The organism is Micromonospora sp. NPDC049139, assembly GCF_055586845.1.
This window is the reverse complement of sequence record NZ_JBVJHK010000001.1, coordinates 478,994-501,239: the sequence shown is the minus strand read 5'-3', so window position 1 is coordinate 501,239 and position 22,246 is coordinate 478,994. Positions and strand designations below refer to the sequence as shown.

At 72.8% G+C, this 22,246-nt stretch carries 19 protein-coding genes; 6 read left to right on the top strand and 13 right to left on the bottom strand.

Annotated features, from left to right (window positions below; translation table 11 throughout):
• Window positions 1-50: 50 nt before the first annotated feature.
• From ACZ6Q9_RS02255 to ACZ6Q9_RS02240, 4 genes are all read right to left on the bottom strand, one after another.
• Entirely contained in the window at window positions 51-1,589 is a 1,539-nt protein-coding gene (locus ACZ6Q9_RS02255) for an alpha-amylase family glycosyl hydrolase (protein WP_396826757.1), read from the bottom strand.
• Window positions 1,586-3,466, bottom strand: coding sequence for a GH39 family glycosyl hydrolase (locus ACZ6Q9_RS02250; RefSeq protein WP_396826759.1), 1,881 nt, complete (start codon window positions 3,464-3,466; stop codon window positions 1,586-1,588). Before ACZ6Q9_RS02250 ends, ACZ6Q9_RS02255 begins: the two co-directional genes overlap by 4 nt.
• A 2-nt stretch (window positions 3,467-3,468) precedes the next feature.
• On the bottom strand, window positions 3,469-5,325 hold the full coding sequence (locus ACZ6Q9_RS02245) for a GH39 family glycosyl hydrolase (protein ID WP_393449328.1): 1,857 nt from the start codon (window positions 5,323-5,325) through the stop codon (window positions 3,469-3,471).
• Between the two features lie 231 nt (window positions 5,326-5,556).
• Window positions 5,557-8,004: a hypothetical protein gene (locus ACZ6Q9_RS02240; RefSeq protein WP_396826761.1), complete on the bottom strand. Its 2,448-nt coding sequence runs from the start codon at window positions 8,002-8,004 to the stop codon at window positions 5,557-5,559.
• 278 nt (window positions 8,005-8,282) lie between these two features.
• Here ACZ6Q9_RS02240 and ACZ6Q9_RS02235 point away from each other — a divergent pair, with 278 nt between their 5' ends.
• Together ACZ6Q9_RS02235 and ACZ6Q9_RS02230 are read left to right on the top strand one after the other, a co-directional pair.
• Window positions 8,283-9,206 (top strand): ROK family protein, encoded by a 924-nt coding sequence (locus tag ACZ6Q9_RS02235; RefSeq protein ID WP_393265983.1) that lies wholly within the window; start codon window positions 8,283-8,285, stop codon window positions 9,204-9,206.
• Window positions 9,203-9,904 (top strand): N-acetylmannosamine-6-phosphate 2-epimerase, encoded by a 702-nt coding sequence (locus ACZ6Q9_RS02230; RefSeq protein WP_393449337.1) that lies wholly within the window; start codon window positions 9,203-9,205, stop codon window positions 9,902-9,904. The genes ACZ6Q9_RS02235 and ACZ6Q9_RS02230 overlap by 4 nt, the downstream gene beginning before the upstream one ends.
• 145 nt (window positions 9,905-10,049) lie before the next feature.
• On the opposite strand, the gene ACZ6Q9_RS02225 is transcribed toward ACZ6Q9_RS02230, so the two are convergent.
• The 3 genes from ACZ6Q9_RS02225 to ACZ6Q9_RS02215 are packed head-to-tail and all read right to left on the bottom strand — an operon-like array spanning window position 10,050 to window position 13,151.
• The gene (locus ACZ6Q9_RS02225) at window positions 10,050-11,459 is read right to left on the bottom strand and encodes an ABC transporter substrate-binding protein (protein ID WP_393449340.1); all 1,410 of its coding nucleotides are present in this window, start codon (window positions 11,457-11,459) and stop codon (window positions 10,050-10,052) included.
• A gap of 22 nt (window positions 11,460-11,481) precedes the next feature.
• The gene (locus ACZ6Q9_RS02220) at window positions 11,482-12,312 is read right to left on the bottom strand and encodes a carbohydrate ABC transporter permease (RefSeq protein ID WP_393449343.1); all 831 of its coding nucleotides are present in this window, start codon (window positions 12,310-12,312) and stop codon (window positions 11,482-11,484) included.
• On the bottom strand, window positions 12,309-13,151 hold the full coding sequence (locus tag ACZ6Q9_RS02215) for a carbohydrate ABC transporter permease (protein ID WP_393265993.1): 843 nt from the start codon (window positions 13,149-13,151) through the stop codon (window positions 12,309-12,311). The genes ACZ6Q9_RS02220 and ACZ6Q9_RS02215 overlap by 4 nt, the downstream gene beginning before the upstream one ends.
• 335 nt (window positions 13,152-13,486) lie before the next feature.
• Here ACZ6Q9_RS02215 and ACZ6Q9_RS02210 point away from each other — a divergent pair, with 335 nt between their 5' ends.
• A complete protein-coding gene (locus ACZ6Q9_RS02210) occupies window positions 13,487-13,828 on the top strand; it encodes a hypothetical protein (protein WP_393449349.1) in 342 nt (113 codons plus the stop codon).
• A 157-nt stretch (window positions 13,829-13,985) separates the two neighbouring features.
• Here ACZ6Q9_RS02210 and ACZ6Q9_RS02205 read toward each other — a convergent pair whose 3' ends face one another.
• Complete coding sequence (locus ACZ6Q9_RS02205) at window positions 13,986-14,468, bottom strand: hypothetical protein (RefSeq protein ID WP_396826765.1); 483 nt, start codon at window positions 14,466-14,468, stop codon at window positions 13,986-13,988.
• 453 nt (window positions 14,469-14,921) lie between these two features.
• Between ACZ6Q9_RS02205 and ACZ6Q9_RS02200 the strand changes: the two genes are divergently transcribed.
• Window positions 14,922-15,281 carry a flavin reductase family protein gene (locus ACZ6Q9_RS02200; RefSeq protein WP_393454409.1) on the top strand — a complete coding sequence of 120 codons (360 nt, stop codon included), beginning with the start codon at window positions 14,922-14,924 and terminating at the stop codon, window positions 15,279-15,281.
• Between the two features lie 47 nt (window positions 15,282-15,328).
• Here the strand turns inward: ACZ6Q9_RS02200 and ACZ6Q9_RS02195 are convergent, their stop codons facing one another.
• From ACZ6Q9_RS02195 to ACZ6Q9_RS02185, 3 genes are all read right to left on the bottom strand, one after another.
• Window positions 15,329-16,285 carry a DUF1152 domain-containing protein gene (locus ACZ6Q9_RS02195; RefSeq protein ID WP_396826767.1) on the bottom strand — a complete coding sequence of 319 codons (957 nt, stop codon included), beginning with the start codon at window positions 16,283-16,285 and terminating at the stop codon, window positions 15,329-15,331.
• Window positions 16,286-16,294: 9 nt separating this feature from the next.
• Complete coding sequence (locus ACZ6Q9_RS02190; protein ID WP_393453856.1) at window positions 16,295-17,560, bottom strand: MFS transporter; 1,266 nt, start codon at window positions 17,558-17,560, stop codon at window positions 16,295-16,297.
• 123 nt (window positions 17,561-17,683) lie between these two features.
• Window positions 17,684-18,457, bottom strand: coding sequence for an aminoglycoside adenylyltransferase domain-containing protein (locus ACZ6Q9_RS02185; RefSeq protein WP_396826770.1), 774 nt, complete (start codon window positions 18,455-18,457; stop codon window positions 17,684-17,686).
• Window positions 18,458-18,708: 251 nt separating this feature from the next.
• On the opposite strand from ACZ6Q9_RS02185, the gene ACZ6Q9_RS02180 reads away from it, so the two are divergent.
• Window positions 18,709-18,894 (top strand): hypothetical protein, encoded by a 186-nt coding sequence (locus tag ACZ6Q9_RS02180; RefSeq protein WP_393453862.1) that lies wholly within the window; start codon window positions 18,709-18,711, stop codon window positions 18,892-18,894.
• A 112-nt stretch (window positions 18,895-19,006) separates the two neighbouring features.
• Here the strand turns inward: ACZ6Q9_RS02180 and ACZ6Q9_RS02175 are convergent, their stop codons facing one another.
• On the bottom strand, window positions 19,007-19,834 hold the full coding sequence (locus ACZ6Q9_RS02175; protein WP_393264462.1) for a DUF72 domain-containing protein: 828 nt from the start codon (window positions 19,832-19,834) through the stop codon (window positions 19,007-19,009).
• 218 nt (window positions 19,835-20,052) lie between these two features.
• Complete coding sequence (locus ACZ6Q9_RS02170) at window positions 20,053-21,135, bottom strand: YeiH family protein (RefSeq protein WP_396826772.1); 1,083 nt, start codon at window positions 21,133-21,135, stop codon at window positions 20,053-20,055.
• 116 nt (window positions 21,136-21,251) lie between these two features.
• Between ACZ6Q9_RS02170 and ACZ6Q9_RS02165 the strand changes: the two genes are divergently transcribed.
• A complete protein-coding gene (locus tag ACZ6Q9_RS02165; protein WP_396826774.1) occupies window positions 21,252-22,166 on the top strand; it encodes a LysR family transcriptional regulator in 915 nt (304 codons plus the stop codon).
• Window positions 22,167-22,246: the final 80 nt, after the last annotated feature.

Genomic DNA, 22,246 nt, shown 5'->3' with positions numbered 1-22,246 from the left:
CGGGCCCCGACCGGCCTCCCCACGGTGACGGGGGAGGGGAGGCCGGCCGGTCAGGCCAGCCAGGCGGTCGAGCGGGCCGGCAGCTTGTCGGCCCCCGCCGCGCCGCTGGCGAGTAGGACCCGGTCCCCGTAGGGCCGCCAGTCGACCGGCCCGTCACCGAGGTTCACCAGGCAGGTCGGCCCGCCGGCGCCGCGCCGGAAGGCGAGACAGCCGGCCGGCGCCTCGCGCCAGGACAGCCGCGCCGGTCGACCCCGCCAGCAGGTACCGCGCAGCGGCAGCGCCGCCCGGGCCAGGGCCAGCGTCGACGTCCGGTCGTGGCGTTGGCGGGCCACCGAGCGCGCTCCCCAGCCCGACGGCTGGGGCAGCCACGGCCTGGACCCGGCCGGGCCGAAACCGTACGGCGCCGGGCCTGCGGTCCACGGCAGCGGCACCCGGGCGCCGTCGCGTCCCCGGTCCACGCCGCCGGAGCGGCGGAACACCGGGTCGCGGATCGCGTCGTCGGGCAGCGCGACGTCGGGCAGGCCGAGTTCGTCCCCGGCGTACAGGTAGACCGCGCCGGGCAGCGCCAGCATCATCAGCAGCACCGCCCGCGCGCCGTCCGGTCCCCACCGGTCGGCCGCTCGCCGTACGTCGTGGCTGCCGTGCACCCACGTGGGCAGCCGCCCGTGCCGGGTGGTGGCGGCCAGGAGCGCCTCGACGCCCTCGCGCCACGGCTGCGGCCGCAACGGCCAGTAGAGCGGGTCCATCGCGAACGCCTGCCCCAGCTCGTCGGGGCGCAGGTAGGGCGAGAGCACCTCCGGCCCGCCCCAGGTCTCCGCCACGCCGAGCCGGTCACCCGGGTAGGACCCCAGCTCCCGCGCCCACCGGCGGTAGATCTCGTGCACCTCGTCCCGGTCGCTGTACGGCGCCGGGTCACCGGGCTGCCAGCCGGGCGGCAGCTCCGGGTAGTCGGGGTCCTTCCACAGCGAGCCGGCCGCGTCGAAGCGGACGCCGTCGACCCCGCGGTCCAGCCAGAACCGCAGCGTGGCCAGCGCGTCGGCCGCCACCTCCGGGTGCTCGTGGCGCAGATCGGGCTGCTCGGTGTCGAACAGGTGCAGGTACCACTCGCCGTCGCCGAACGGCGTCCACGCCGAGCCGCCGAAGATGGACCGCCAGTTGTTCGGCGGCTCAGCACCGGCCGGGCCGCGGCCGGGCCGGACGTGGAACCGGGCCCGCTCCGGCGAGCCGGGGCCGGCGGCGCGGGCGGTGACGAACCACGGATGGGCCGAGGAGACGTGGTTGAGCACCAGGTCGACCAGCACCCGCAGGCCGAGCCGGTGCGCGTCGGCGACGAGGCGGTCCACGTCCGCGAGGGTGCCGAGCCGGGGGTCGACATCGCGGTGGTCGGTGACGTCGTACCCGGCGTCGCGGTCGGGGCTGGGATAGAACGGGGTGACCCAGACGGCGTCCACGCCGAGCGCGGCCAGGTAGGGCAGCCGGGAACGCAGACCGGGCAGGTCCCCGAGGCCGTCGCCGTCGGCGTCGGCGAAGGAACGCAGATACACCTCGTAGGTGACGGCTTCCCGCCACCATGGTCCGGTGTGGGTCATCGCGGGGTCAGCTCCACCAGGGCGAGGGACGGCAGGGGCAGGGTCAGCGGCAGCCGCAGGCAGCCGCCGTCCGGCGCGACGGTGACCGGCGGTCCCGCGTCGGCGAGGGTGTCGGCGGCCCGCAGCCCGGCCCACTGCTCCTCGGTGGGCCAGCCGTCGACGCCGAGCCGGCGCGCGGTCGCGGCGAGGTTCGACGTCCGCTCGTCCAGCCGGCGGTGCCGGAGTTCGTACCCAGCTGCGGGCAGCCCGTCGATGCGCAGCCGCACCGTACGGCTCAGCCGGCGGCGCTGGTCGGGCCGGCCCAGCACGCCCTGGTCCAGCGTGCCGTTCCAGAGCACCACGGCGACCCGCCCGCTGTCCGGGTCGACGGACGGCCAGGCCCGCACCAGCGTTCCCGCGCCGTCCCCGTCGAGCCGGGCGGCGAGCTGCACGGGCGCGAGCTGTTCCAGCATCCACAGTGCCCAGAACCGGGGCTTGGCCAGGTTGCCTACCGACAGCAGCCCGAACCCGCCGTGCAGCAGCGCGGGCGGACGGCCCAGTTCCTCGAAGTGGTCGCTCGCCACCCAGCAGGCCAGCGCCGCGACCCGGCCGGCCGCCTCCTGCATCCCGGTGGCCACGAAGGCGGCCGAGAGCACCGAGTCGTTGACCGGCGCGAAGTGGGTGGGGGAGGGGCCCCACTCCGTCCAGAGCAGTGGGGTGCCGGCCCGACCGTGCCGCTCCAGGGCCGGTCGCAGGTCCAGCGGCGGGCTGCCGTAGACATGGGTGGAGAGGAAATCCAGCGGCGCGCCCGAGGCGTCGACGTGGTCGAGGAACGGCTCTATCCATCTCGTCGCGGCGGTCGCCGGCCCGCCGACCGGCAGGCCGGGGCAGGCCTCGTGCACCGCCCTGGCCGTCACGTCGTACATCCGCAGGTAGTCCTCGCGGGTGCCGGTCCAGAAGCAGTCCAGGTCCGGTTCGTTCCACACCTCGACCGCCCACCGCCGCAGCTCTGCGTCGCCGACTCGGGCCCGCAGGTGCCGGATGAGGCCGCCGACCAACGCCGCCCACCGGTCCCAGTCGCGGGGCGGGCTGGACACGCCCGCCGCGGTGACCTCGCGGGACGGGTCGCGGGCCAGCGCCCGCGGCACGAACGACAGCTCCAGCACCGGCCGTAGGCCGGTCGGGGCGAGTGCGTCGAGCACGGCGTCGACGCCGGTGAAGTCGTGCACCGCGCGGCCGTCGACCTCCTGGTAGACGCCCAGGTCGTCGCCGAGGATGCCGTGCGCGCGGACCCGTTCGACGCTCAGCTCGCGGCGCACCCGGCCGAGCGCGGCGGCCAGCCCGGCCCCCATCTCCTCGCCGCCCACCCGGTCGGTGCAGAGCAGCAGGCTCAGGTGCTCCGAGCCGACCATGTCCCGCCACGGGCGGGGCACCGGCCCGACCGGGCGGGCGGCGTCGACGGTCACCCCGACCACCGCGTCACCGCCGTCGCGGGCCGTGACCGGCGCCGATCCCGGCCCCAGCGGACCGTCGCCGGGCCGGTCCGGGTCGAGCACCGGGCGCACCGCGTACCGTACGCGCCGCCCGGGCTCGACGGTCGTGTCGGCGTACGGCGGGCCGGGCACCGCGAGCAGGTCACCGCCGCGATGGTCGACCACCCGGTACGGGCCGTCGCCGTCGGCCCGGTGCACCAGGTAGCCGGCGGCGCCGGGCACCGGATCCCAGTCGACGTCGACCTGCCCGCGACCTGCCCGTACCCGGATGCCGTGACCGTGTCCCCGCGCCGGCAGGCCCGGGGGCTCGCGGCCCGCCCGAAGGCCGGCGGACGTGGAGCCGCCGGCCGTGGGCGTGGCCGCGCCGGACGTCGTGGCGTCGGGCGGCGGAGGGTTCGGCCGCACGGTCAGCCTCCGGCCACCTCGACGAGCACCGCGCCCGGCTGCGGCAGGTGCAGCTCCACCACCGCCGCCGTGCCCTCGACGGCGGTGGCGACCTCCTCGATCGGTAGCGCGTCGACGGCGCGCAGCGCGTCCCACTGCTCCCCGACCGGCCACTCGGTGATGCCGAGCTGCTCGGCCAGGGTGGTGATGTCGCCGTGCTCGCGGTCGAGCCGGGTGGCGGTCACGGCCCGGCCGGCCGCGCCGTCGACGACCAGGCGGATCCGGCGGGCGAGCGCCGGGTCGCCGTCGCGCTTGGACTGGTCCAGCGTGGACGACCACACGAGGACGGCCAGGCTGCCGTCCGCGCGCCGGCTGGCCCAGGTCTGGACGAGGCCGCCGGCGCCGTCCCCGCCGGCGCGCACCGGCAGCTCGGTCTCGCCGAGCCGGCTGAGCATCCGTAGCGCGTGGTAGCGGGGCTTGGCGATCCCGCCGACGGTGATCAGGCCGAAGCCGCCGTGCAGCAGCCGCGGCGGTCGGCCCAACTCCTCGAAGTGGTCGCTGGCCACCCAGTAGGACAGGGCGTCCACCCGGCCCGCTGCCGAGCGCATGCCGGTGAGCAGGAACGTTGCCGCGGAGGTGCCGTCGTTGACCGGGTGGAAGTGGGTGGGCGTCACGCCCCACTCGGTCCACAGGATGCGGGCGTGCCCGAAGCCGAGCCGTTCCAGGGTGGGGCGCAGGTCCAGCGGCGGGCTGCCGTAGGTGTGTGTGGAGACGAAGTCGACCGGAGCGCCGGAGCGCCGGACGTGCTCCAGCAGCGCGTCGACCCAGCCGGCGGCGGCGGACGACGGCCCACCGACGGGGATCCGGGGGTCGACGTCCTTGACCGCCTTGGCGGTCACGTCGTAGAGCCGCATCCACTCCTCACGGGTGCCCGACCAGAACACCTCCAGGTTGGCCTCGTTCCACACCTCGAAGTCCCAGCCCAGCACCTCCTCGCCGTACCGGTCGAGCAGGTGCGCGACGAGGGCGCGGACCAACTCGCCCCAGCGGTCCCAGTCCTTCGGTGGGGAGATGACCCCCCGGTACTCGAAGACCGTCCGCTCCGGGTCGCTGGCCAGGTCGCGGGGCATGAAGCCGATCTCGACGACCGGTCGCAGCCCGACGGACAGGAGCAGGTCGTAGACCCGGTCGACGCCGGAGAAGTCGATCACCGGCTCGCCGTCGACCTCCCGGTAGACGCCGAGGTCGTCGTGGAGGATCGAGTGCGCGCGCACCGTCTCGACGCCGATCTCGTCGCGGATGCGGCGCAGCGCGGCGAGCAGTTCGCCGCCGATCTGCCGGCCGCCGGAGGTGTCCGTGCAGAGTAGCTGGGACAGCCGCTCGCTACCGATCATCGGTTGCCACGGCCGGGCCAGCGCGGCGCCGTGCGCGGCCGCGTCGACCTGGAGGACGACGGTCGGGGCGACGCCGGTGGCGGGCAGTGACGCGCAGGTCACCCGTGCCCCGAGCGGGCCGGTGACGGTGACCTCGGGGACGGCGGCGACCGCGTAGGCGTACGACTGGCCGGGCTCGCCGGTGGTGTCGACGTACCAGGTGTCGGGGATGGCGAGGACGTCACCGCCGAGGTGGTCGATCGGGGTCAGCTCGCCGTCGGCGGCGCCGTCGCGCACCGGCGCGCGGTGCACCAGGTAACCCACCGCGCCGGGCACCGGGGACCACGAGAGACGGACGTGGTGGACTCCGGCGACCGCCGCCAGACCTTCCGGCGGGGCGAGGACGGGCGTGCCGTCGGTCGTGCCCGCCTCGTCGCTGCGCAACGCGATCCGTGACTCCCAGTCGGATCGGGCGTCTGCCGGCTGGTGGTCGCTGATGCTCGTCACCGGGGCACCTCCTGTCGTCGTGTGGTCCGGTCCGAGCACTGTAACCGGTTTCTGTGCGAGTCGCTCCCCTCCGCCCGCACCCTTGCGGACTCTGATCGGGTTCGCTCCGTCGGACGCACCCCGGTGCCCCGGCGCGGTGAGCGGGACGAGCCCCGACCTCCGCACCTGGCCCGGCGCGCTGCGGCCGGCGCTCCGGATGGCATCCTGAGCGCCGGCCGTGGGCATGTGAGGTCAGAGCGTGGCGCACTGCCCCTGCACGGGGCCGGTCACCGCGTTCGGCTGACCGTCGTCCTGCGGCGCCGGCTCGTTGCCGGTGCAGCGCAGGGGGCCCTCGATGACGTTGCCCGCCAGAACCGACGGCCCTCGTCCGTCGACCACGGTCACCGGCCCCGCCACCGACGAGTCGACCAGCCTGAAGTCACCGGTGGTGCCGGTGGCGGAGAGCGGCCCGACCACCGAGCTGTCCCGTACGGTCACGCCGGCGGCCCGTCGGGCCACGACCGGTCCCTCGACGGTGCTGTCCCGGACCACCAGCGTCGCCCCGTCGCCCACCGACACCTGCCCGGACACCGTGGCATCCCGCAGGCAGGTGGTCCCCGTCGTGATGTCGAGCGGCCCCGCGTAACTGCCACTGACGACGCGGCTGCACACCGCCGGGAGCGTGAAGTTCCACCGGTACAGGCGGGACACCCGACCGTAGTAGAGGTTGCCGTCGCCGCCCTTGGTGAGGAACGCCACCCGGCCGGCGGCCAGCTCGACGGCGTCCCACGTCGCCGGGTCGATCCGCCAGAGGCTGTCGGACACCGACGCGTAGAAGAAGCCGTCGTCGGCGCGGACGAGACCCCGCTCGTGGCCGTACATCGTCGTCTCGTTCGGGAAGAGCCGTTCCGACCTGGTGACCGCGCGGGTCGCCGGATCGAAGGTGAACAACGTGCCGTCGGACAGGCCCCAGATGGTGCCGGACGGGTCGACGACCAGCGCGTTCACGGCCGAGCCGCCGGGCGCGGGGACCACGCGCTCGACCACCTGCCGGGTCTGCGGATCGAACACGAACAGTTCGGCCTCGGTGGCGGTCGGCTCGATGCCGTACCCGCCGTTGACGGAGGTGCCGCCGTAGAGCAGTCCGTCGTGCTCGACCAGGCTGACGACGCTCTGCTGCGGCACGATGTCCCGGTAGGTCTGCACGGCACCGGTCGACGGCGTCCAGAAGCTCAGGGCGCCGCCGAGGCGACCCGCGCGGGGGATGCTGCCGACGGCGACCGTCTCACCCAGGTCGACGAAGGCCTGCGCCCGCTGCTGTTCGTCGCCCAGGACTGTCCTGGGAGCCGGGTTGGACCCGTACGCCCACGGCCTGGTGGTGTCGTAGGAGAGCAGGTTGCCGTCCGGGTAGCGACCGTAGAGCAGGTGGTCGCCGCGGGTTCCGAAACCCTCCACCTGCCCGGCGCCGGACAGCAGGGTCATGGAGTCGTCGGCCGGGTCGAAGCGCGCCATGCCGGGTGGGGACAGGAACCCGCCGATGTAGACCGATCCGTCCGGCCCGGTCCCCATCGCCTGGATCGGGTTGGGGGCGCCCTCCAGGTCCTGCTCGCCGATGTACCGGGTCAGCCGAGTCTGCGGGTTCCACAGGTAGACGCGGCCGTAGTAGTACGTCATCGACAGGGTCGGTCCGGGCCACGCCGGGTCGGCCAGGTCGACCCATTCCCAACTGCCCGGCAGCGCGTTCGGCTTCCAGCCGACCGGCGTGTAGGTGTGGGTCTGGAGGTCGTACCGGACGATGCCGTCGGCCACCATGCGGAAGTAGACGTACCGGCCCGTGGCATCGGTTTCGGAGACCATCCGACCGGAGATCGCGGGGACGATGTTCACGACGACCCCGTCGCTGAGGCGGTAGACGAGCAGGTCACTGGAGTGGTCGAGCCGGATGAACAGGTATCCCCCGGCGAGGGTGAGGTCGTAGACGGCCTCCTCGTCCGCGTACTGGGCGGGCAGCGTGATCGGCCGCACCTCGCCGGTGGCGCGGTCGAAGCGGGCCAGCTTCGCGTTCGGCTTGGTGCCGAAGTAGACGTACCGGTCGTCGATCGCGAGCGCCTGGCCGTAGGTCTCCCCGGGAACGATCTGACCGTGATCGGTGAACCGCTTCGTGGCGGGGTCGTAGGAGAAGAGCTTTCCGCTGGGGTACGTCCCGCCGTAGACGACACCGTCCGGCGCCGCGGCCATCCGCCAGATCTGCTCGTCCGGGTACGGCACGCCCAGGGACGTGACCGAGGTGTCCCCGGGGGACCAGGTGTAGACGGCGCCGTTGGTCATGCCGAAGTAGACGGCACCTTGCGGCCTGGCGAAGGTGACCGCCCAGCTACCGGTACCGGAGGGCAGTCGCTGGCCGAAGACCACCTTCCCCGACCGGATGTCCGTGACCTGGAACATCGCCGTGACCTCGCTGTTGCCGGCGGTCACCCAGTAGGCCTGTGGGCGCCCCTGCTGGTCGACGCCCTGCGCCTGGTACTGCGAGAGCACCCGCGAATTGATGGCGTGGCCCAGGTCCTGTTCCGCGCCGACGATCGGGGCGGGAGCCGGCGGCGGGGCGGCGTTCACCGCGCCGCCGGCGGTGGCGACGAGCAAGCCGGCGAGCAGCCCGCCGGCGGTGAGCAGGGCGGCGGACCGCAGTCCTGTCCGTTTCATCGGTCTCCTTCACTGATCGATGGAGTGTGGCTCGATTGTTGCGGCCGGGGCCGTAACTTGCCCAGAGTCGCCCCGGACCAAGAACCTCGACCAGCGCCGGCGGCGACGCGACGCCCTGGCGGACGCGGACGGATTGCAGCGGGCGGGCGGCGGGCACCCGATCCCGGTACACGCCGCTGATCCGCCGTAGCGTAACTTGCGGTCTGGGCCGAAACCAGGCCTGCGAGAGTTCGACCAGGACTACACGACAATCACCGGTCACCCCGAGAAACGGAACCATGATCGACAGCTTCGCCACGGGGAACGCGGACGTCGCGTATCTCGGCATCGACATCGGGGGCACGAAGACGATCGCCCTGCTGCTCACCCCCGACGGGCGGGTGGCCGCCCGGGTCCAGGCCCCCACACCCGCCCGACACGGGCCGGCGATGGTGCTCGACACGGCCGCCGAACTGGCCGGGCGGCTCCTGGACGGCGGCCGGGTCGCGGGCATCGGGGTGGGTGCCGCCGGCACGCTGGATCCGGCCACCGGCACCGTCCGGTACGCCACGGACAGCCTGCCCGGCTGGGCCGGCACCAGGATCGCCGACGAGTTGGGCGCCCGACTGGGCCGCCGGGTGCACGTCGACAACGACGTGAACGCCGCCGCGCTCGCGGAAGCGTGGACGGGCGCGGGGCGCGGCCGGGAGCACCTGCTCCTGCTCGCCGTCGGGACCGGCCTCGGCGGGGCTCTGGTCTGGCGCGGCGGCCTCGAACGCGGCGCCCGGGGGGCGGCGGGCGAGGTCGCCCACCTGCCGGTTCCCGGCGCGGGGCAGCTGCGCTGCGGCTGTGGGCACCGGGGGCACCTGGAGGCCGTGGCGTCCGGCAGCGGGATCGCCGCCGCCTACGCCCTGGCCGCCGGTGAGCAGGTGAGCGGGCGGGAGGTCGCCGCCCGGGCCGCAGCCGGCGAAGCCGCCGCCCAGCGCGTGCTGGATCATGCCGGCGAGACGCTGGGCGCGGCCCTGGCCGGACTCGTCGCGTTGCTCGACCCGGCGGCGGTCGTCCTGGCCGGCGGCGCGGCGCCGGCGGTGCTGTCCGCGGCGACCCGCGCCTACCAGGCGGAAGTGCTCCCGGCCTGGTCCCACGTACCGCTGCTGCCGTCGGCGCTCGGTGACAACGCCGTGGCGATCGGCGCGGCCCGAATGGCGATGGAGGACAGGTGACGGTCTTCGACGTCATGCGGGGTGGTCTGGTGGTGTCCTGCCAGCCGCTGCCCGACGAGCCCGACGACCCGATGCGGGACGCCTACGTGCAGGCCCGGGTGGCCGCCTCGGCCGCGGCGGGCGGTGCGGTGGCGATCCGCGCCAACGGGCCGGACGACATCGCGGCGATCCGCGCCGCCGTCGACGTGCCCGTGATCGGCCTGGTCAAACACGGCACCACCGGAGTGATGATCACCCCGACCCCGGCACACGCGGTGCGGGCCGCCACGGCCGGGGCGCACGTCGTGGCCGTCGACGCCACCGACCGGCCCCGCCCGGACGCGGGCAGCTTCGCCGACACGGTACGCGCGGTGCACTCGCGCACCGCCGCCCTGGTGCTGGCCGACATCTCCACCCTGGCCGAGGCCCTGGCCGCGGTCGACGCCGGTGCCGACGCGGTGGCCACGACACTCTCCGGCTACACGCCGACCAGCCCGCCGACGGAGGGCCCCGACCTACGACTCGTCGCCCAGCTCGCCGAGCGGCTGGAGGTGCCGGTGATAGCGGAGGGTCGCTACCGCACGGCGCAGCAGGTCCGGCAGGCCTTTGCGGCCGGGGCCCACGCCGTCGTCATGGGCAACGCCGTCACCTCACCACTGTGGATCACGCGGCGTCTGGTCGAGGCGACGCCCCCTGCGTCCGAGCGCCGTGGGCGGTAACGCAGCCGGGTGACGGCAGCAGGTGTGCCGCCCCGGCGAGGCACCAGCGTCCCCCCGCCGCGCAGGCGACCGGCACCGAGAAGGGCCAGTGCCCTCGGAGCTGGCCCTTCCCCGTGACCGGACCGGCCCGGTCGTGACGCGATGATCAGCTGACCGACCTGTTGTAACTGTCGATGGCGCCCTGCACGCTCGTCGCGGCGTCCTTCATGGCCTGGTCGGCCGGCTTGCTACCGACGATCGCCGCCTCCAGGCCGTCCTCGGACGCCTTGCGGGCCTGCGGCATCACGCCCAGCAGGCAACCGGCCGACGCGACCGACGGCGGCAGCGCGTGCAGCTGGTCGACCGCGGTGCGGAACTGGGGGAACTTCGCCATCCAGTCCTTGTCGATCTGTTCGTCGAGCGCCTTGGCGTTGATCGGCACGTACCCGGTGCTGGTGTGCCACTTGGCCTGCTGGGCCGGGGTGGAGGCGAACTTCACGAACTCCCACGCGGCGCGCTTCTCCTTGGCGCCGTGACCGACGCCGTTGATCCACAGGGAGGCGCCACCGATGATCGGTCCACCCGTGGACGAACTGCTCACCTTCGGGTACGGGGCCGTGAGGACGGTGAACCTGCCCTTCGCGGCGTCGACGTAGCCGCGCAACACGCTGGTGGACTCCAGGTGCATGGCGACCGTGCCCGCCTTGAACGCCGCCTGGGCGTCGTCGGTCTTGCGGCCGGTGTTCGTCGCGTAGCCGCCCTTCACCAGGTCCGTCCACCACTGCGCGACACGCACGGCCGTCTCCTGGTCGAACTGCACCTTCGAGGCCAGGCCCGTACGCCCGTTGCCGTTGTCGCAGTACTCCTTGCCGTCGGTGGCGAGCAACTGCTCCAGCAGCCACCCGTAGATGGCGGCGCCGAAGCCGTACTGGACCGTCTTGCCACTGGCGTCCTTGACGGTCAGCTTCTTCGCCAGGTCGCCGATCTCGGTGAGGTTGCTCGGTGGCTTCGTCGGGTCGAGGCCGACGCGCTCGAACGCCTCCTTGTTGAGGTAGAGCAGGGGCGTCGAGGAGTTGAACGGCATCGACCACATCTTGCCGTCGACGGAGTAGTAGCTGGCGATGTTCGGCTCGATGTCGGCCGCGTTGAAGCCGTCCTTCTCGATGAACTTGTGCATCGGCACGACCTGCTTGGAGTCGACCATGAAGCGGCTGCCGATGTCGTAGATCTGCACCAGGGCCGGTGTGCTCTTCTGCTGGACCGAGGCCTTGTACTTCGCGATCGTCTCGTCGTAGCTTCCCTGGAAGACCGCCTTGACCTCGACCTTGCCCCCGCTCTGCGCGTTGAAGTCGGCGATGAGCTGGTCGACGGCGGTGGCGTTGGCCCCCTTCATCGCATGCCAGAACTCGATCGTGGTCTTCTCCGTGGCCTTCTCCAGCACCTCGGCACCGGGGGCGTCGAGCGCGTCACTGCCGCTGTCGGTGCCGGATCCGGAGTCGCCGCAGGCCGTGAGCGCGGCGGCGGCCACGAGGGCGACGAGCGCCGCTGTGGTCCGGCGGAGCCGAGGTCTTCTCATTGGTTCTCTCCTTCTCGAAGGTTCAACGCAGCGCGCCGGCGGTCAGGCCGCGGACGATGTGGCGCTGACCGAGAATCACGACGGCCAGCGTGGGGAGCAGGGAGAGCGCGACGCCGGCGAGGACGAGACCCGGCTGCGCCGCCTCGGCGTCGTTGAGCTGGGAGATGCCGATCTGAAGCGTCTGGAATTCGGTGTCGCGGATCAGGATCAGCGGCCAGAAGTACTGGTTCCACGCCGAGAGGAAGACGTAGACCCCGACCGCCGCGATCGAGGGCTTGGAGAGGGGCACGACGACCCGCCACAACAGGCGCCAGTGACCGCACCCGTCGATCACTGCGGCGTCCCGCAGCTCGGTCGGGAACTGCAGGAACGCCTGACGCAGCAGGAACGTGCCGAACGCCGAGGCGAGGAAGGGCAGCACCAGGCCGAGGTACGTCAGCCCACCCCGCGTCAGGCCCCAGCCGGAGATGGCCAGGTAGTTGGGAATGATGATCGCTTCCCACGGCACCATGAGGGTGGCAAGGAACAGGCCGAAGGTCGCCGCCTTCGCGGGCAGGCGAAGAAACGCGAAGGCGTACGCGGCGAAGATGCTGGTGACGACCTGTGCCACCGTGATGACCCCGGCCTGGACGGCGGAGTTCACGTAGAAACGGCCGAGCGGCACCGAGCGGAACACGTCCCTGATGTTCTGCCAGTGCAGCTCCTGCGGCACCAGCGCGGGCGGGTAGGTCGCCAGGTCACCGGGGCCCATGACGGCGCCGACGAAGCCGTAGTAGACCGGGAACAGAACGGGGATCGCGGCCAGGCCGAGCACGACGTAGACGGCGGCCTGCCCGAGGCTGGGCTTCTTCATCGGTAGTGGACCCGCCGTTCGAGGATGCCGAATTGGACGGCCGTGCAGCCGAGCATGATGACCAGCAGTACGACGGCCTGCGCGCTGGCCGCGCCGAAGTCGGCGGAACCGAAGGCGAACGCCTTCTCGTAGATCGAGTAGACCAGCGTCGTCGTGGCCTGGTCCGGTCCGCCCTTGGTCAGGATGTGGATCTGCCCGAAGCTCTGCAACGCGTGGATCGTGGACACCACGACGAGGAAGAACAGTTGCGGGGAGAGCAGCGGCACGGTTATCCGCGACGCCAGCCGCCAACCGGTCGCGCCATCCAGCCGCGCCGCCTCGACCACCTCGGGCGAGATGGCCGATACCCCGGCGGAGAGCACGAGGATGTTGTAACCGAAGTTCATCCACACCGTGGCGACGCAGACGGCGGGCAGCGCGATCGACGGGTCGGTGAGCCAGTTGACCCGGTCGATCCCGAGGTATCCGAGCAGGCCGTTCGCCACTCCGATCGCCGGGTTGTAGATGACGGCGAAGACAACCGACGCGGTCGCCACCGAGAACGCGAACGGCAGCGCGAACGCGGTGCGCAGCACCCGTACCCCGCGTATGCGCGCCTCCAGTAGCAGCACCACGAAGAGCGCGCCCAGGACGGCCGGCACCACGGAGAACAGCGTGAACAGCGCCGTCGTGGCCAGCACCTTGCCGAACTCCCCGGACAGCATCTCCCGGTAGTGCTCCCCGCCGACGTACTCGGACGGGGCGCCGAAGATGTCGTTCCCGTGCACGGACAGATAGAGGGTTCGCCCGAGTGGCCAGAACACGAACAGGGCGAATATCGCCACCGAAGGCAACAGCATCAGCCACGCGAGACCGGGTTCGCCGAAGCGTGCGAGCTGCCATCGCCGGAATGTGGAACGCGTGGATTCGACGGTCAGGGAGCGGTCGCCCGGTGGCGTGCTGACGGTGCGAGGGGGAGACACCGCAGCACAGTACCAACATCATCGAAAGATGGAAATTAGTGCTGAGCCATGTCCGCGACCTCGTCGGCCCACACCCGCTCGGCGGTTTAAGTTGAGGGCTACAGCGGACCCCGCCAGCGGTTGCCGGTGTCCGGGAGTTGGCGTTCCGCTGGCCGCGACGCCTGACGTGGTAAGCGACGGATGAGTCGACCCGTACGCCGAATTCTTGGTCTTTGATCTCTGCCTTCGTGCTGCAACACTGCTGGCGAAAGCCGGTGATGGACGCCTCTTGTGCCACGAAGGAGTCGGAGTTGCGCCTGCCCCGTGAGCCGCACCCGGTTGACCGGCCGGGTCCTGTCCTCCTCATGATCGTGTGCGCTGGTCTCGGCACGGTCGCCGCGAGCGGATGGAACGGTGACGGAGGCCGCATCCAGCCGATCGCGGCAGTGCTCGCCATCGTGCCGTTCGCGTGTTTCCTGATCCTGTTCGCGGTCTTCTGGGTTGGGTGGCTGATGCGAGGACACGAGTTGTGGCGCGAGGAGCGGCGACGGTCAGGAGGCGCCGACAGCGATTGAGCGTGGTCAGGCAGGCCGAGGCTCGTGCCCGATCCGTCCCCGACACAGCGGTCCTTCGCCCGGCCCTTGGTGAATGGCCGCCACCCAGGCACCCTGCGTATGCGCTCCGGGCTCCATCGGCCTGTGTGGTGAAGGGGCTTCGCCTAACCCGGCGAACCTATGCGGCCACGGCACGAGACAGGTGGGGCGCCATGTGGCGGAGGATCAGCCGAGCTGGCTCGTGATATTCGAGAACGACGTCGGGCTGCGTGTCGGCATCCGGGGTCCCGCCACCTGCCTGGCCGTGACCGACGACCCGTCGGGGTGCCGGCGACGCGCCAGCGATCACGTCGATGTTCACGCGCTGCACGTCAGCGTCGGTCTGCGCGAACGGTTCGCTGGTGATCACGGCAAGCGCCGACTCAGGTTCTCCGTCTTGGGACGGCAAGCCGGCGACGGACGGATTCGGCTTCGAAACCACGCAGCGGCATGCCAGGCCACGAGCGTGCAGCGCCCGCGTGAGCTGACCGACGAAGGTGAGGTGCGAATCGGGGCATGTGACCGCCACACGCAAACTCCTGCCGGCCGCCGCGGCTGCGATCGCATCGGCGACGGCGGAAAGCACCTCCCGCTCTCGGGCGATCGCAGAAAGATCATGCACAATTGGCCCCTTCCACCCGGAGTGCCGCTCTGGCGCGTGATGAAGATCCCGCCTGGTACACAGGTCTGGCCCCCGGCTACGTGGCCGGCGCGACTTCCACCCCTGCCAGCACAAGCGCAACGAACGTGAGTACCTGTTACACCGTCCTCACCAATCTGGCCGTTGCGGTGAGCCGTGCAGTCCGAAGTGCGGCAACCGACTCATCCGCCGGCGCCACGGTCCGACCGGTTGGATCTTGTGTGCCGCCCCCTTACGGAGCTCGCTGCCGCGCCTCGGTCGCCTTCCGCCCACGCAAAACGCTCGGCGGGGAAACCCCAGCCGAGCGCCTGCGGAAACCACTCGCCGCCTGATCAACACGACCACGTGGTGCGACGACCCCGAGAAACCGCCCTCCGAGCTGGCCCTTCTCGACCTCGCGCGCCGAACCGGTGAAGGCACGCTCCTGCCGTGCTGATGCCGCCGCCGTCACCGCCTCCCGGCGCCGAGGTGTCCCCGCTGGACACCCCGCAACTGCGTCCTGTCCTGGGCACCTTCGCCACCGGGGTCACCATCGTCACCGTCGGCGGGACTGACCCGCACGGGATGACAGCCAACTCCTTCACCTCCGTCTCGCTCGACCCGCCCCTCATCCTGATCTGCCTCGAGAAGAGCACCCGCACCCTTGACGGCGTCGTGGCGGCCGGGACCTTCGCGGTCTCGGTCCTCGCCGCTGACCAGGACGCGGTCGCGCGGCACTTCGCCCCACGACCGCCCCCGCTGCCGTTCTACTGCGGACAGTTCCACCGTGGGTCCGTTACGGCAGCGTCAGCTTGAGTCGCTGCCGACGCCGGCCTGGACCCTCGCGACATCGCGGACTCGGGTCAGTGCGGGAAGACCCGGGGCGCGCGCCGCTCGATCTCGTCGCGGAACTCCTCGATCCGAGACGCCACCTGCCGCATGCCCACGGTGTGCTCCAGGCGGTCGAGGTAGAGCGAACGGCGGGCCAGACCGTCGAGGTCGAAGCTGAAGTAGATCGCCATCAGCGGGTTGACGAACAGTGTGCTGCCCCGGGTGCGGCGGGTCCCGTGTACGTCCCCGTCAGCGCCACGGGTGGCGGCGGCGATCTGTCCGTGCACGATGCTGGGCCGCAGCGGCGTGGCCGCCTGCCCGTACGCCACCGCGTCCCGGTACAGCTCCGCCTCCCGGCTGGTGCCCGGGATGGACAGTGCGCCCAGGTACGCGCCGTCGCGGTCGAGGGCGGCGATGTTCTCCAGCACCTGGGTGTGGTTCACCCCGTGATAGGCGTCGATGCCGAACCCGAGGCAGACCACCACCTTCACCGGCACGTCGAGCCCGGCGACCGCGGCGAGACTGGTCATGTCCTCGACGGGGGTGCCGAGGCCGGCCTCGTCGCCGCGCATCAGGATGTCGGTGCCGCCGTCGACCAGCACCACCGCGTCCACGCCGAGCGTGTCGACCAGGTGTCGGTAGGCGGCGCGCAGCGGACGCACGCCCACCCTCGCGAAGGCGTACACGGTGCACGGTTGGTCGCTGGCGGCGAGCCAGCGGGCCAGCGCGCGTTCCGGGAAGTAGTCGTCCGGGCCGGCGGTGTCCGGGGTGACGGCGGCGACGTTCTCCGCCTGCCAGGCGTCCAGGTCGAGCAGTTCGAGCTGGGTGAAGGAGAGGTTGGCCAGGTGCACGGTCCGGCCGGTGTCGCGTAACGCGACGGCCAGCGGGATCGCGGCGTACACGTCGAAACCGCCACCCGCGCCGGCGATCAGCACGGTGCGGGCGGGCTCCAGCGCGGCGAACAGCGGTGGTACGCACAGCGACGGCATCGGGCCTCCTCAGGCGATCGTGGCGGGAGCGTCCGGGGCCGCCGGGGCAGGATCGGCGTACGCGGCGGCGACCGTGGCCCGGTCGAAGACCCGCCAGGTCACCGCGATGACCGCCAGGGCCACCACGAGCCCCACCCAGTACGGCGCGGTCAGCCCGAACCGGGCGGCGACCACCCCGCCGAGCAGCGCGCCGAGGCAGTTGCCGCCGGCGGCGATGAACAGCGTCGTGCTGCCCACCCGGCCCTGCAGGGCGGACGGGGTCAACCGCTGACGCAGCGAGTTGGCCACCATGTTCCACAACGCGCCGTGCACCCCGAACGCGAACAGCGCCACCCCGACGACCACCGCGCTGCGGGACGCGGCCAGCGCCAGGTGCAGCCCCGCCTCGATCAGCAGGCCGATCCGGATGGTCCACGTCGCGGTGACCGCGGCGACGAGCCGGTCCCCGACGACCGAGCCGAGCAGCCCACCGACCGCGAGGCAGGTGAAGAGGGCGCCGTACCCGACCGAACCGAGGCCCAGCCGTTGCGTGGCGAGCAGCACCAGCACCGCGAGGGCCGCGGTGAGGGTGAGGTTGAGCAGCCCGATCAGCAGGGTCATGGTGCGCAGCAGCCGGTGGGAGAGCAGCCAGCGGAACCCCTCGGCGACCTCCGCGCGCACCGAGCGGCGTCCGCCCGTCTCCGCCGTCCCGCGGTACGACCCGGCCATCAGGCCCACGAGGAGGGCGCTGAGGGCGTACGTGCCGGCGTTGACACCGAACGGGATGGCGGCCGCCACCACGAAGAGGAACCCGCCGAGCGGCCCGGCGACCATGTTGTGCATGACTGTGGTGCCCGCGCCCAGCCAGCCGTTGGCCCGTTCCAGCCGCGACCGCGGCACCACCGCCGGCAGCACCGCCTGGGCGGCCGTGCGGAACACCACCTCACCGGCGTTCACCACGAACAGCACCGCGTACAGCAGCGCCACCCCGGCCCGACCGGTGACGATCGCGGCGGCCAGCACCGCCAGGGCGGCGACCCGTACCCAGTCGACGGCGATCATCAGCCGGCGCCGGTCGACCCGGTCCGCGAGGACCCCGCCGGGCAGCGAGAAGAGCAACCACGGCAGCCACGCCACCGCGGCGCCCGCCGACACGACCAACGGGTCGTCGGTCTGCGCCGCCACGTACAGCGGAGCCGCCACCGTCGCCATCCCGCTGCCCAGCGCCGACGTGGTGCTGGCCGCCAAGAGCCGGGCGAAGCGCCCGCCGAGTCGTTCGCTTCTGGTCGCCGTCACGGCGAGCGAACCTACCAGCGGCTGCCGGTTCTCTCCGACCGGATTAGGGGACCGGATCCTGCGCGGCTGGCCGTCGGGCGGCTGGCCGCCGTGCAGGCGTTCGCGGCGCACGCGGACCCCTGGTCATGCGAAGCGGCGCCACGCGTCGTCGGCCACCGCGTCGACGCTGCGGCCCGCCGAGGCCAGGTCCGCTGCGGTGAACTGTTCCGGCTCACCCGCACGCCGGCGAACCGCTCGTCGCGCGAGATCGGCGTACGCGGGGAACAGTTCCGCGAGGTACTCGGCGGCGGCCGCCTTCGAGATGACGTCCTGGTGGGCCAGCGTGTAGTGCAGTCGTGCGGGGCCGAGCACGAACCAGCCGACGGTGTCGGCGTCCACGACCTGGTCGGGTGGCACGTCGGCCAACGCGGCCGGGATCCTCGCCGCCGTCGCCTTCCAGTACTCCCGCAGGTTGTCGAGGTTGTACCGGCGCAGTTGCTCCGGGTCGACCCGTATCCCCAGGTCTGCGACGGCCGGTCCACGCACCGGGATGCCGTACCGCCGCAACGTCAACCACAGCACCGGAGTGAGCTCGCCGCACGGCCGGTCGGGCGTGAAGTGGCCGTTCACCACGAACGGCACGATCCGGTTGTCGATCGGCCAGACCTGCGCCAGGGCCGGCGCGAGGTAGACGCCGTCCAGGCGTGGCGACCCCGGCATCTCGCGGTGGATCCTCGCGAGCTGGGTCAGATCGTCACCGGTGGCCGGCCGCGACGTCAGGATCACGGTGTCCACGTCACTGGCGCGCGGCTGCCAGGCGCCGAGCGCGGCGGAGCCGACGACGTAGAGGCCCCGCACATAGCCCGGCAACTCATGATCGACCTTTGCCAGGTAGGCCCGCGTCAGATCCTGGATCATGCCGGCGACCGTAGCAGTGCCGCACGGAACTCGATCGCCTCGGCGTACGTCCGCTTCGGCCGGAGCCGGGGATACGACAGAACGCTGGGCCCGGCAATGCCGGTTCAATACCGTCCGCCGTATTGGGCGGCGGTTACCTGGCGCCGGACACCCGATGCGGCTGTCGCCCCCCGAGGGGATGGACCGCGAACCACTCGGGAAATGTCCGGTGCGACGACGTCACGGGCACCGTCGCGGGCGAGCAACTCTCGATGACCATCGCGTGGAACAACGGCACCCGAGGCATCTACACCAGTCGTCTCCACCTGGAGGACGGACCCTTCACGACCTTCGGCCAGGGCATCATGCGGGGCGACACGTACGACGAGCGTCACCCGGACGTGCGGGCGACCTGGGAGGTCCACGACCGGGTGTTCATCCGCCTGGACCACATGTAGTCGGGGTCCTGCGCCCCACTCGGCATCGTCGGTGCGTCGCCATGCCCGGCGCGGGCGACCGGGCACGAGCCGTTGCCATGGTGCCGCTGCCGCCCGACCAGCCCGCCTCGGCTCAGAACAGGGTCGACGGTCCGACCGGGATCGGCTCGGGCAGCGGTTCGACCTCCGGCAGGCGCGCCCGGATCTCGTCGTGGAACCTGCGGGCGAGGTCGGGCGCGTCGGCGTTGTCCGGGGTGTGCACGAACATGGTCGGGGAGCGGCCCTCGCGCAGCCAGCCGGTCACGACGTCGAGCCACGGTTGCCAGCCCTCGACCGTCCGGGCGGGGTCGTCCCGGCCGAGGTACCGGACGATCGGCCGGTCGGTCAGCGCGCGGGTGCGCAGCGGCGTACGTGGCTTCCTGGTCCACGCCTCCCGTTCCGCGTCGCTGGTTGGCGGCTGGCGGAAGAACGCGGTGGTGTCGAACGGGATCCACTCCGCGCCGACCGTGACGAGCGTGTCCTCCAGGGTCAGCGCCGCCCGCGGGTCGTCGAAGAACGCGGGGTGGCGGACCTCCACGGCGTACCGGTGGGTGGTGGGCAGCCCACGCAGGAAGCGGGCGAGCGCCGGCACGTCGGCGGGGCCGAACGAGCCGGGTAACTGGATCCAGAGGGCGTGGGCCCGTGGGCCGAGGGGTTCGATCGCGTCCAGGAAGACCCGGAGTTCCTCGTCGGCGCCGGTGAGCCGGCGTTCGTGCGTGACCGTCTTGGGCAGCTTGAGCACGAACCGGAAGTCGGGGTCGGTCTGCCGCGCCCAGGACGCCACCGTCTCCCGGGCCGGGGTCGCGTAGAAGGTGGTGTTCCCCTCGACCGCGGTGCACCAGCCGGCGTACGCGCGCAGCCGCTCGTGGGCCGGCAGCGGATGCGCCAGAAAGCGTCCCTGCCAGGACTTGTGCGTCCACATCGCGCACCCCACGTGCAGGCGCATCCGATCCTCCCACCGCTCGACGGCCCGCGCGGGCAGGCCCGCGCCCGGGTACGGTATCCGGCCGGGCGACCCGGCTCCGCGCACACCCGCCGGCTCGGCCTTCGGCTCGCGCCCGACGTCGGGCCGTCCGCCCCTCGCGTGTTCCCCGACCCGCCCTCGGCCGCCCCGGGCAGCGGTATGGGGGCGGTCGGCCGTCAGCGGCCGAGGAGTCGCACGCCGACGTAGGCGGCGGCGGCCACCAGGACCCAGCTCGCCAGTCCCAGTGCCAGGGTGCGGCCGCCGGTGCGCCGGAGGGTCGGCAGGTGGATGCCGGTGCCGAGCCCGAACAGCGCGGCGACGAGGAGCACGTGCTGCACGTGACGCGCGGCGTCCGCCAGCGGGTCCGGGACCAGTGGGGTGCTGGCGAGGCCGACCGCGACCAGGAACCCGACGACGAACAGCGGCACCGCGGGTGGCCGGCGGCCCGACCCGCCCAGTGCCCCTCCCGCGGCGCGGCGCGCGGCGACGGCCACCGCGGCCACGAGAGGCGCGAGGAGCGCGACCCGCGCCAGCTTCACCGTGACGGCGGTGGTGAGCGCACCGGGCACCTGGTTGGCGGTGGCTACCGTCTGCCCGACGTCGTGGACGCTGGCGCCGACCCATTCGCCGAACGCGACCGGGTCCAGGGCCAGCGGGCCGCGCAGCAGCGGCAGCAGGGCGATCGCGAGGGTGCCGCACAGTGTGACCAGCGCCACCGCGGCGGGGACGTCGTCGTCCTCGGTGTCCGTCACCTTCTCCATCGCCGCGATCGCGGAGGCGCCGCAGATGCTGAAGCCGGTGGCGACCAGCAGCGAGCGGGCGCGGGACACGCCGAGCAGTCGTCCGAGCAGCCGGGTGCCGGCGAAGGTGACCGCGACGGTGCCCACCACCACGGCGAGGCCGGGGACGCCGATCTGCGCCAGGTCGCCGAGGCTCAGTTGCAGGCCGAGGAGCACCACCGCGAGCCGCAGCAGGGGTCCGGCGGCGACCCGGGTGCCGGCATGAAACATCGGGCGGTGCACGCCGAGATTGACCACGACCATCCCGAGCGCCACGGCGACCGTCGACGCGGGCACGGCCGGCAGCATGCGCGTGACGGCGAACGCCACCGCGGTGGCCGCGGCGACCAGGAGCAGTCCGGGGACGGCGCCCGGCGGCCGGCGTGGTTCCGACCCGGGTGGATGCGCTCGACCCTTCCCGCACCGACGGCCAGCGCCGGGTGCCGTGAGGGTGGGTCTGCTCGGGTCTTCGTCGACCACCGTGCCTCCCGAAAAGTGAGATCTCCTTGACAGTGCAGCAGCGGCGGTCGGGCCGGTAGGTGGCTCAGTGTGATGGGCTCATCAGGGCGGCTGATGGGTCGGCGTAGTGTCTGGGCGTGGAGTTGTCGCGGGTGCCGGATCTGGACGCGCTCGAGCTGTTGCTGCTGGTGGATGCCACCGGAAGCCTCGGCCGGGCGGCACAGGCACGGGGGATCGGGCAGCCGGCCGTCACGGCTCGGGTCCGCACCATGGAGCGGCTCGTCGGTTTCCCCCTGGTCGAGCGGGGTCCTCGTGGATCCACGCTCACGCCTGAGGGGCGGCTGGTGGCTGACTGGGCACGCGACGTGCTGCAGGCGGCCGCGACACTCGACGCCGGCATCCGCTCGTTGCGCGCGGAGCGGGACGTACGGCTGCGGGTCGCGGCGAGTCTCACCGTGGCGGAGCACCTGTTGCCGACGTGGCTCGTCCGGCTCGCCGCGCAGCGGCCGCAGACCGCCGTCAGCCTGCACGCGATGAACTCCACGGACGTCGCACGGGCGGTCGGCGACGGCACGGCGGACCTCGGCTTCGTGGAGGGGCCGCGCGTACCCACCGGGCTGGACTCACGCATCGTCGCCCGCGACGAACTCACCGTCGTGACGCATCCCCGCCACCCGTGGGCACGGCGGCGCCGGCCGGTCGACGCCGCCGAACTCGCCGCGACCCGACTGGTGCAGCGGGAGCCCACCTCCGGCACCCGGCATGCCCTGGAAACAGCCCTGCGCAGCCACGCGCCGCTCGCTCCGCCACTGCTGGAGCTGTCCACCACGAGCGCGATGCGAGCGGCGGTCGCCGCCGGCGCCGGCCCCGCCGTCCTGAGCAACCTGGCCATCGACGACGAGCTGGCCGCCGGACGTCTCGTCCGGGTCCCGGTGACCGGCGTGGATCTCAGCCGGCCGCTCCGCGCGGTCTGGCCGGCCGGTCAGCGACCCACCGGACCGGCCCGGGACCTGCTCGCCATCGCGGCTCGACGCGGTCGAGGGCCCGGCTGATCCGGCACGGGCGCATCGATGACGCGGGCCACGGCCGGCCACCCCGCGGGACGCAGAGGGCCCGGGTCACGTCCTCGGTG

Bases quoted from the DNA above. Each gene is read 5' to 3' on its own strand.
- ACZ6Q9_RS02255 (WP_396826757.1), bottom strand. From the start codon at position 1,589: ATGACCCACACCGGACCATGGTGGCGGGAAGCCGTCACCTACGAGGTG.
- ACZ6Q9_RS02240 (WP_396826761.1), bottom strand. From the start codon at position 8,004: ATGAAACGGACAGGACTGCGGTCCGCCGCCCTGCTCACCGCCGGCGGG.
- ACZ6Q9_RS02235 (WP_393265983.1), top strand. From the start codon at position 8,283: ATGATCGACAGCTTCGCCACGGGGAACGCGGACGTCGCGTATCTCGGC.
- ACZ6Q9_RS02225 (WP_393449340.1), bottom strand. From the start codon at position 11,459: ATGAGAAGACCTCGGCTCCGCCGGACCACAGCGGCGCTCGTCGCCCTC.
- ACZ6Q9_RS02220 (WP_393449343.1), bottom strand. From the start codon at position 12,312: ATGAAGAAGCCCAGCCTCGGGCAGGCCGCCGTCTACGTCGTGCTCGGC.
- ACZ6Q9_RS02215 (WP_393265993.1), bottom strand. From the start codon at position 13,151: ATGCTGTTGCCTTCGGTGGCGATATTCGCCCTGTTCGTGTTCTGGCCA.
- ACZ6Q9_RS02200 (WP_393454409.1), top strand. From the start codon at position 14,922: ATGCCGCCGCCGTCACCGCCTCCCGGCGCCGAGGTGTCCCCGCTGGAC.
- ACZ6Q9_RS02195 (WP_396826767.1), bottom strand. From the start codon at position 16,285: ATGCCGTCGCTGTGCGTACCACCGCTGTTCGCCGCGCTGGAGCCCGCC.
- ACZ6Q9_RS02185 (WP_396826770.1), bottom strand. From the start codon at position 18,457: ATGATCCAGGATCTGACGCGGGCCTACCTGGCAAAGGTCGATCATGAG.
- ACZ6Q9_RS02180 (WP_393453862.1), top strand. From the start codon at position 18,709: ATGACCATCGCGTGGAACAACGGCACCCGAGGCATCTACACCAGTCGT.
- ACZ6Q9_RS02175 (WP_393264462.1), bottom strand. From the start codon at position 19,834: ATGTGGACGCACAAGTCCTGGCAGGGACGCTTTCTGGCGCATCCGCTG.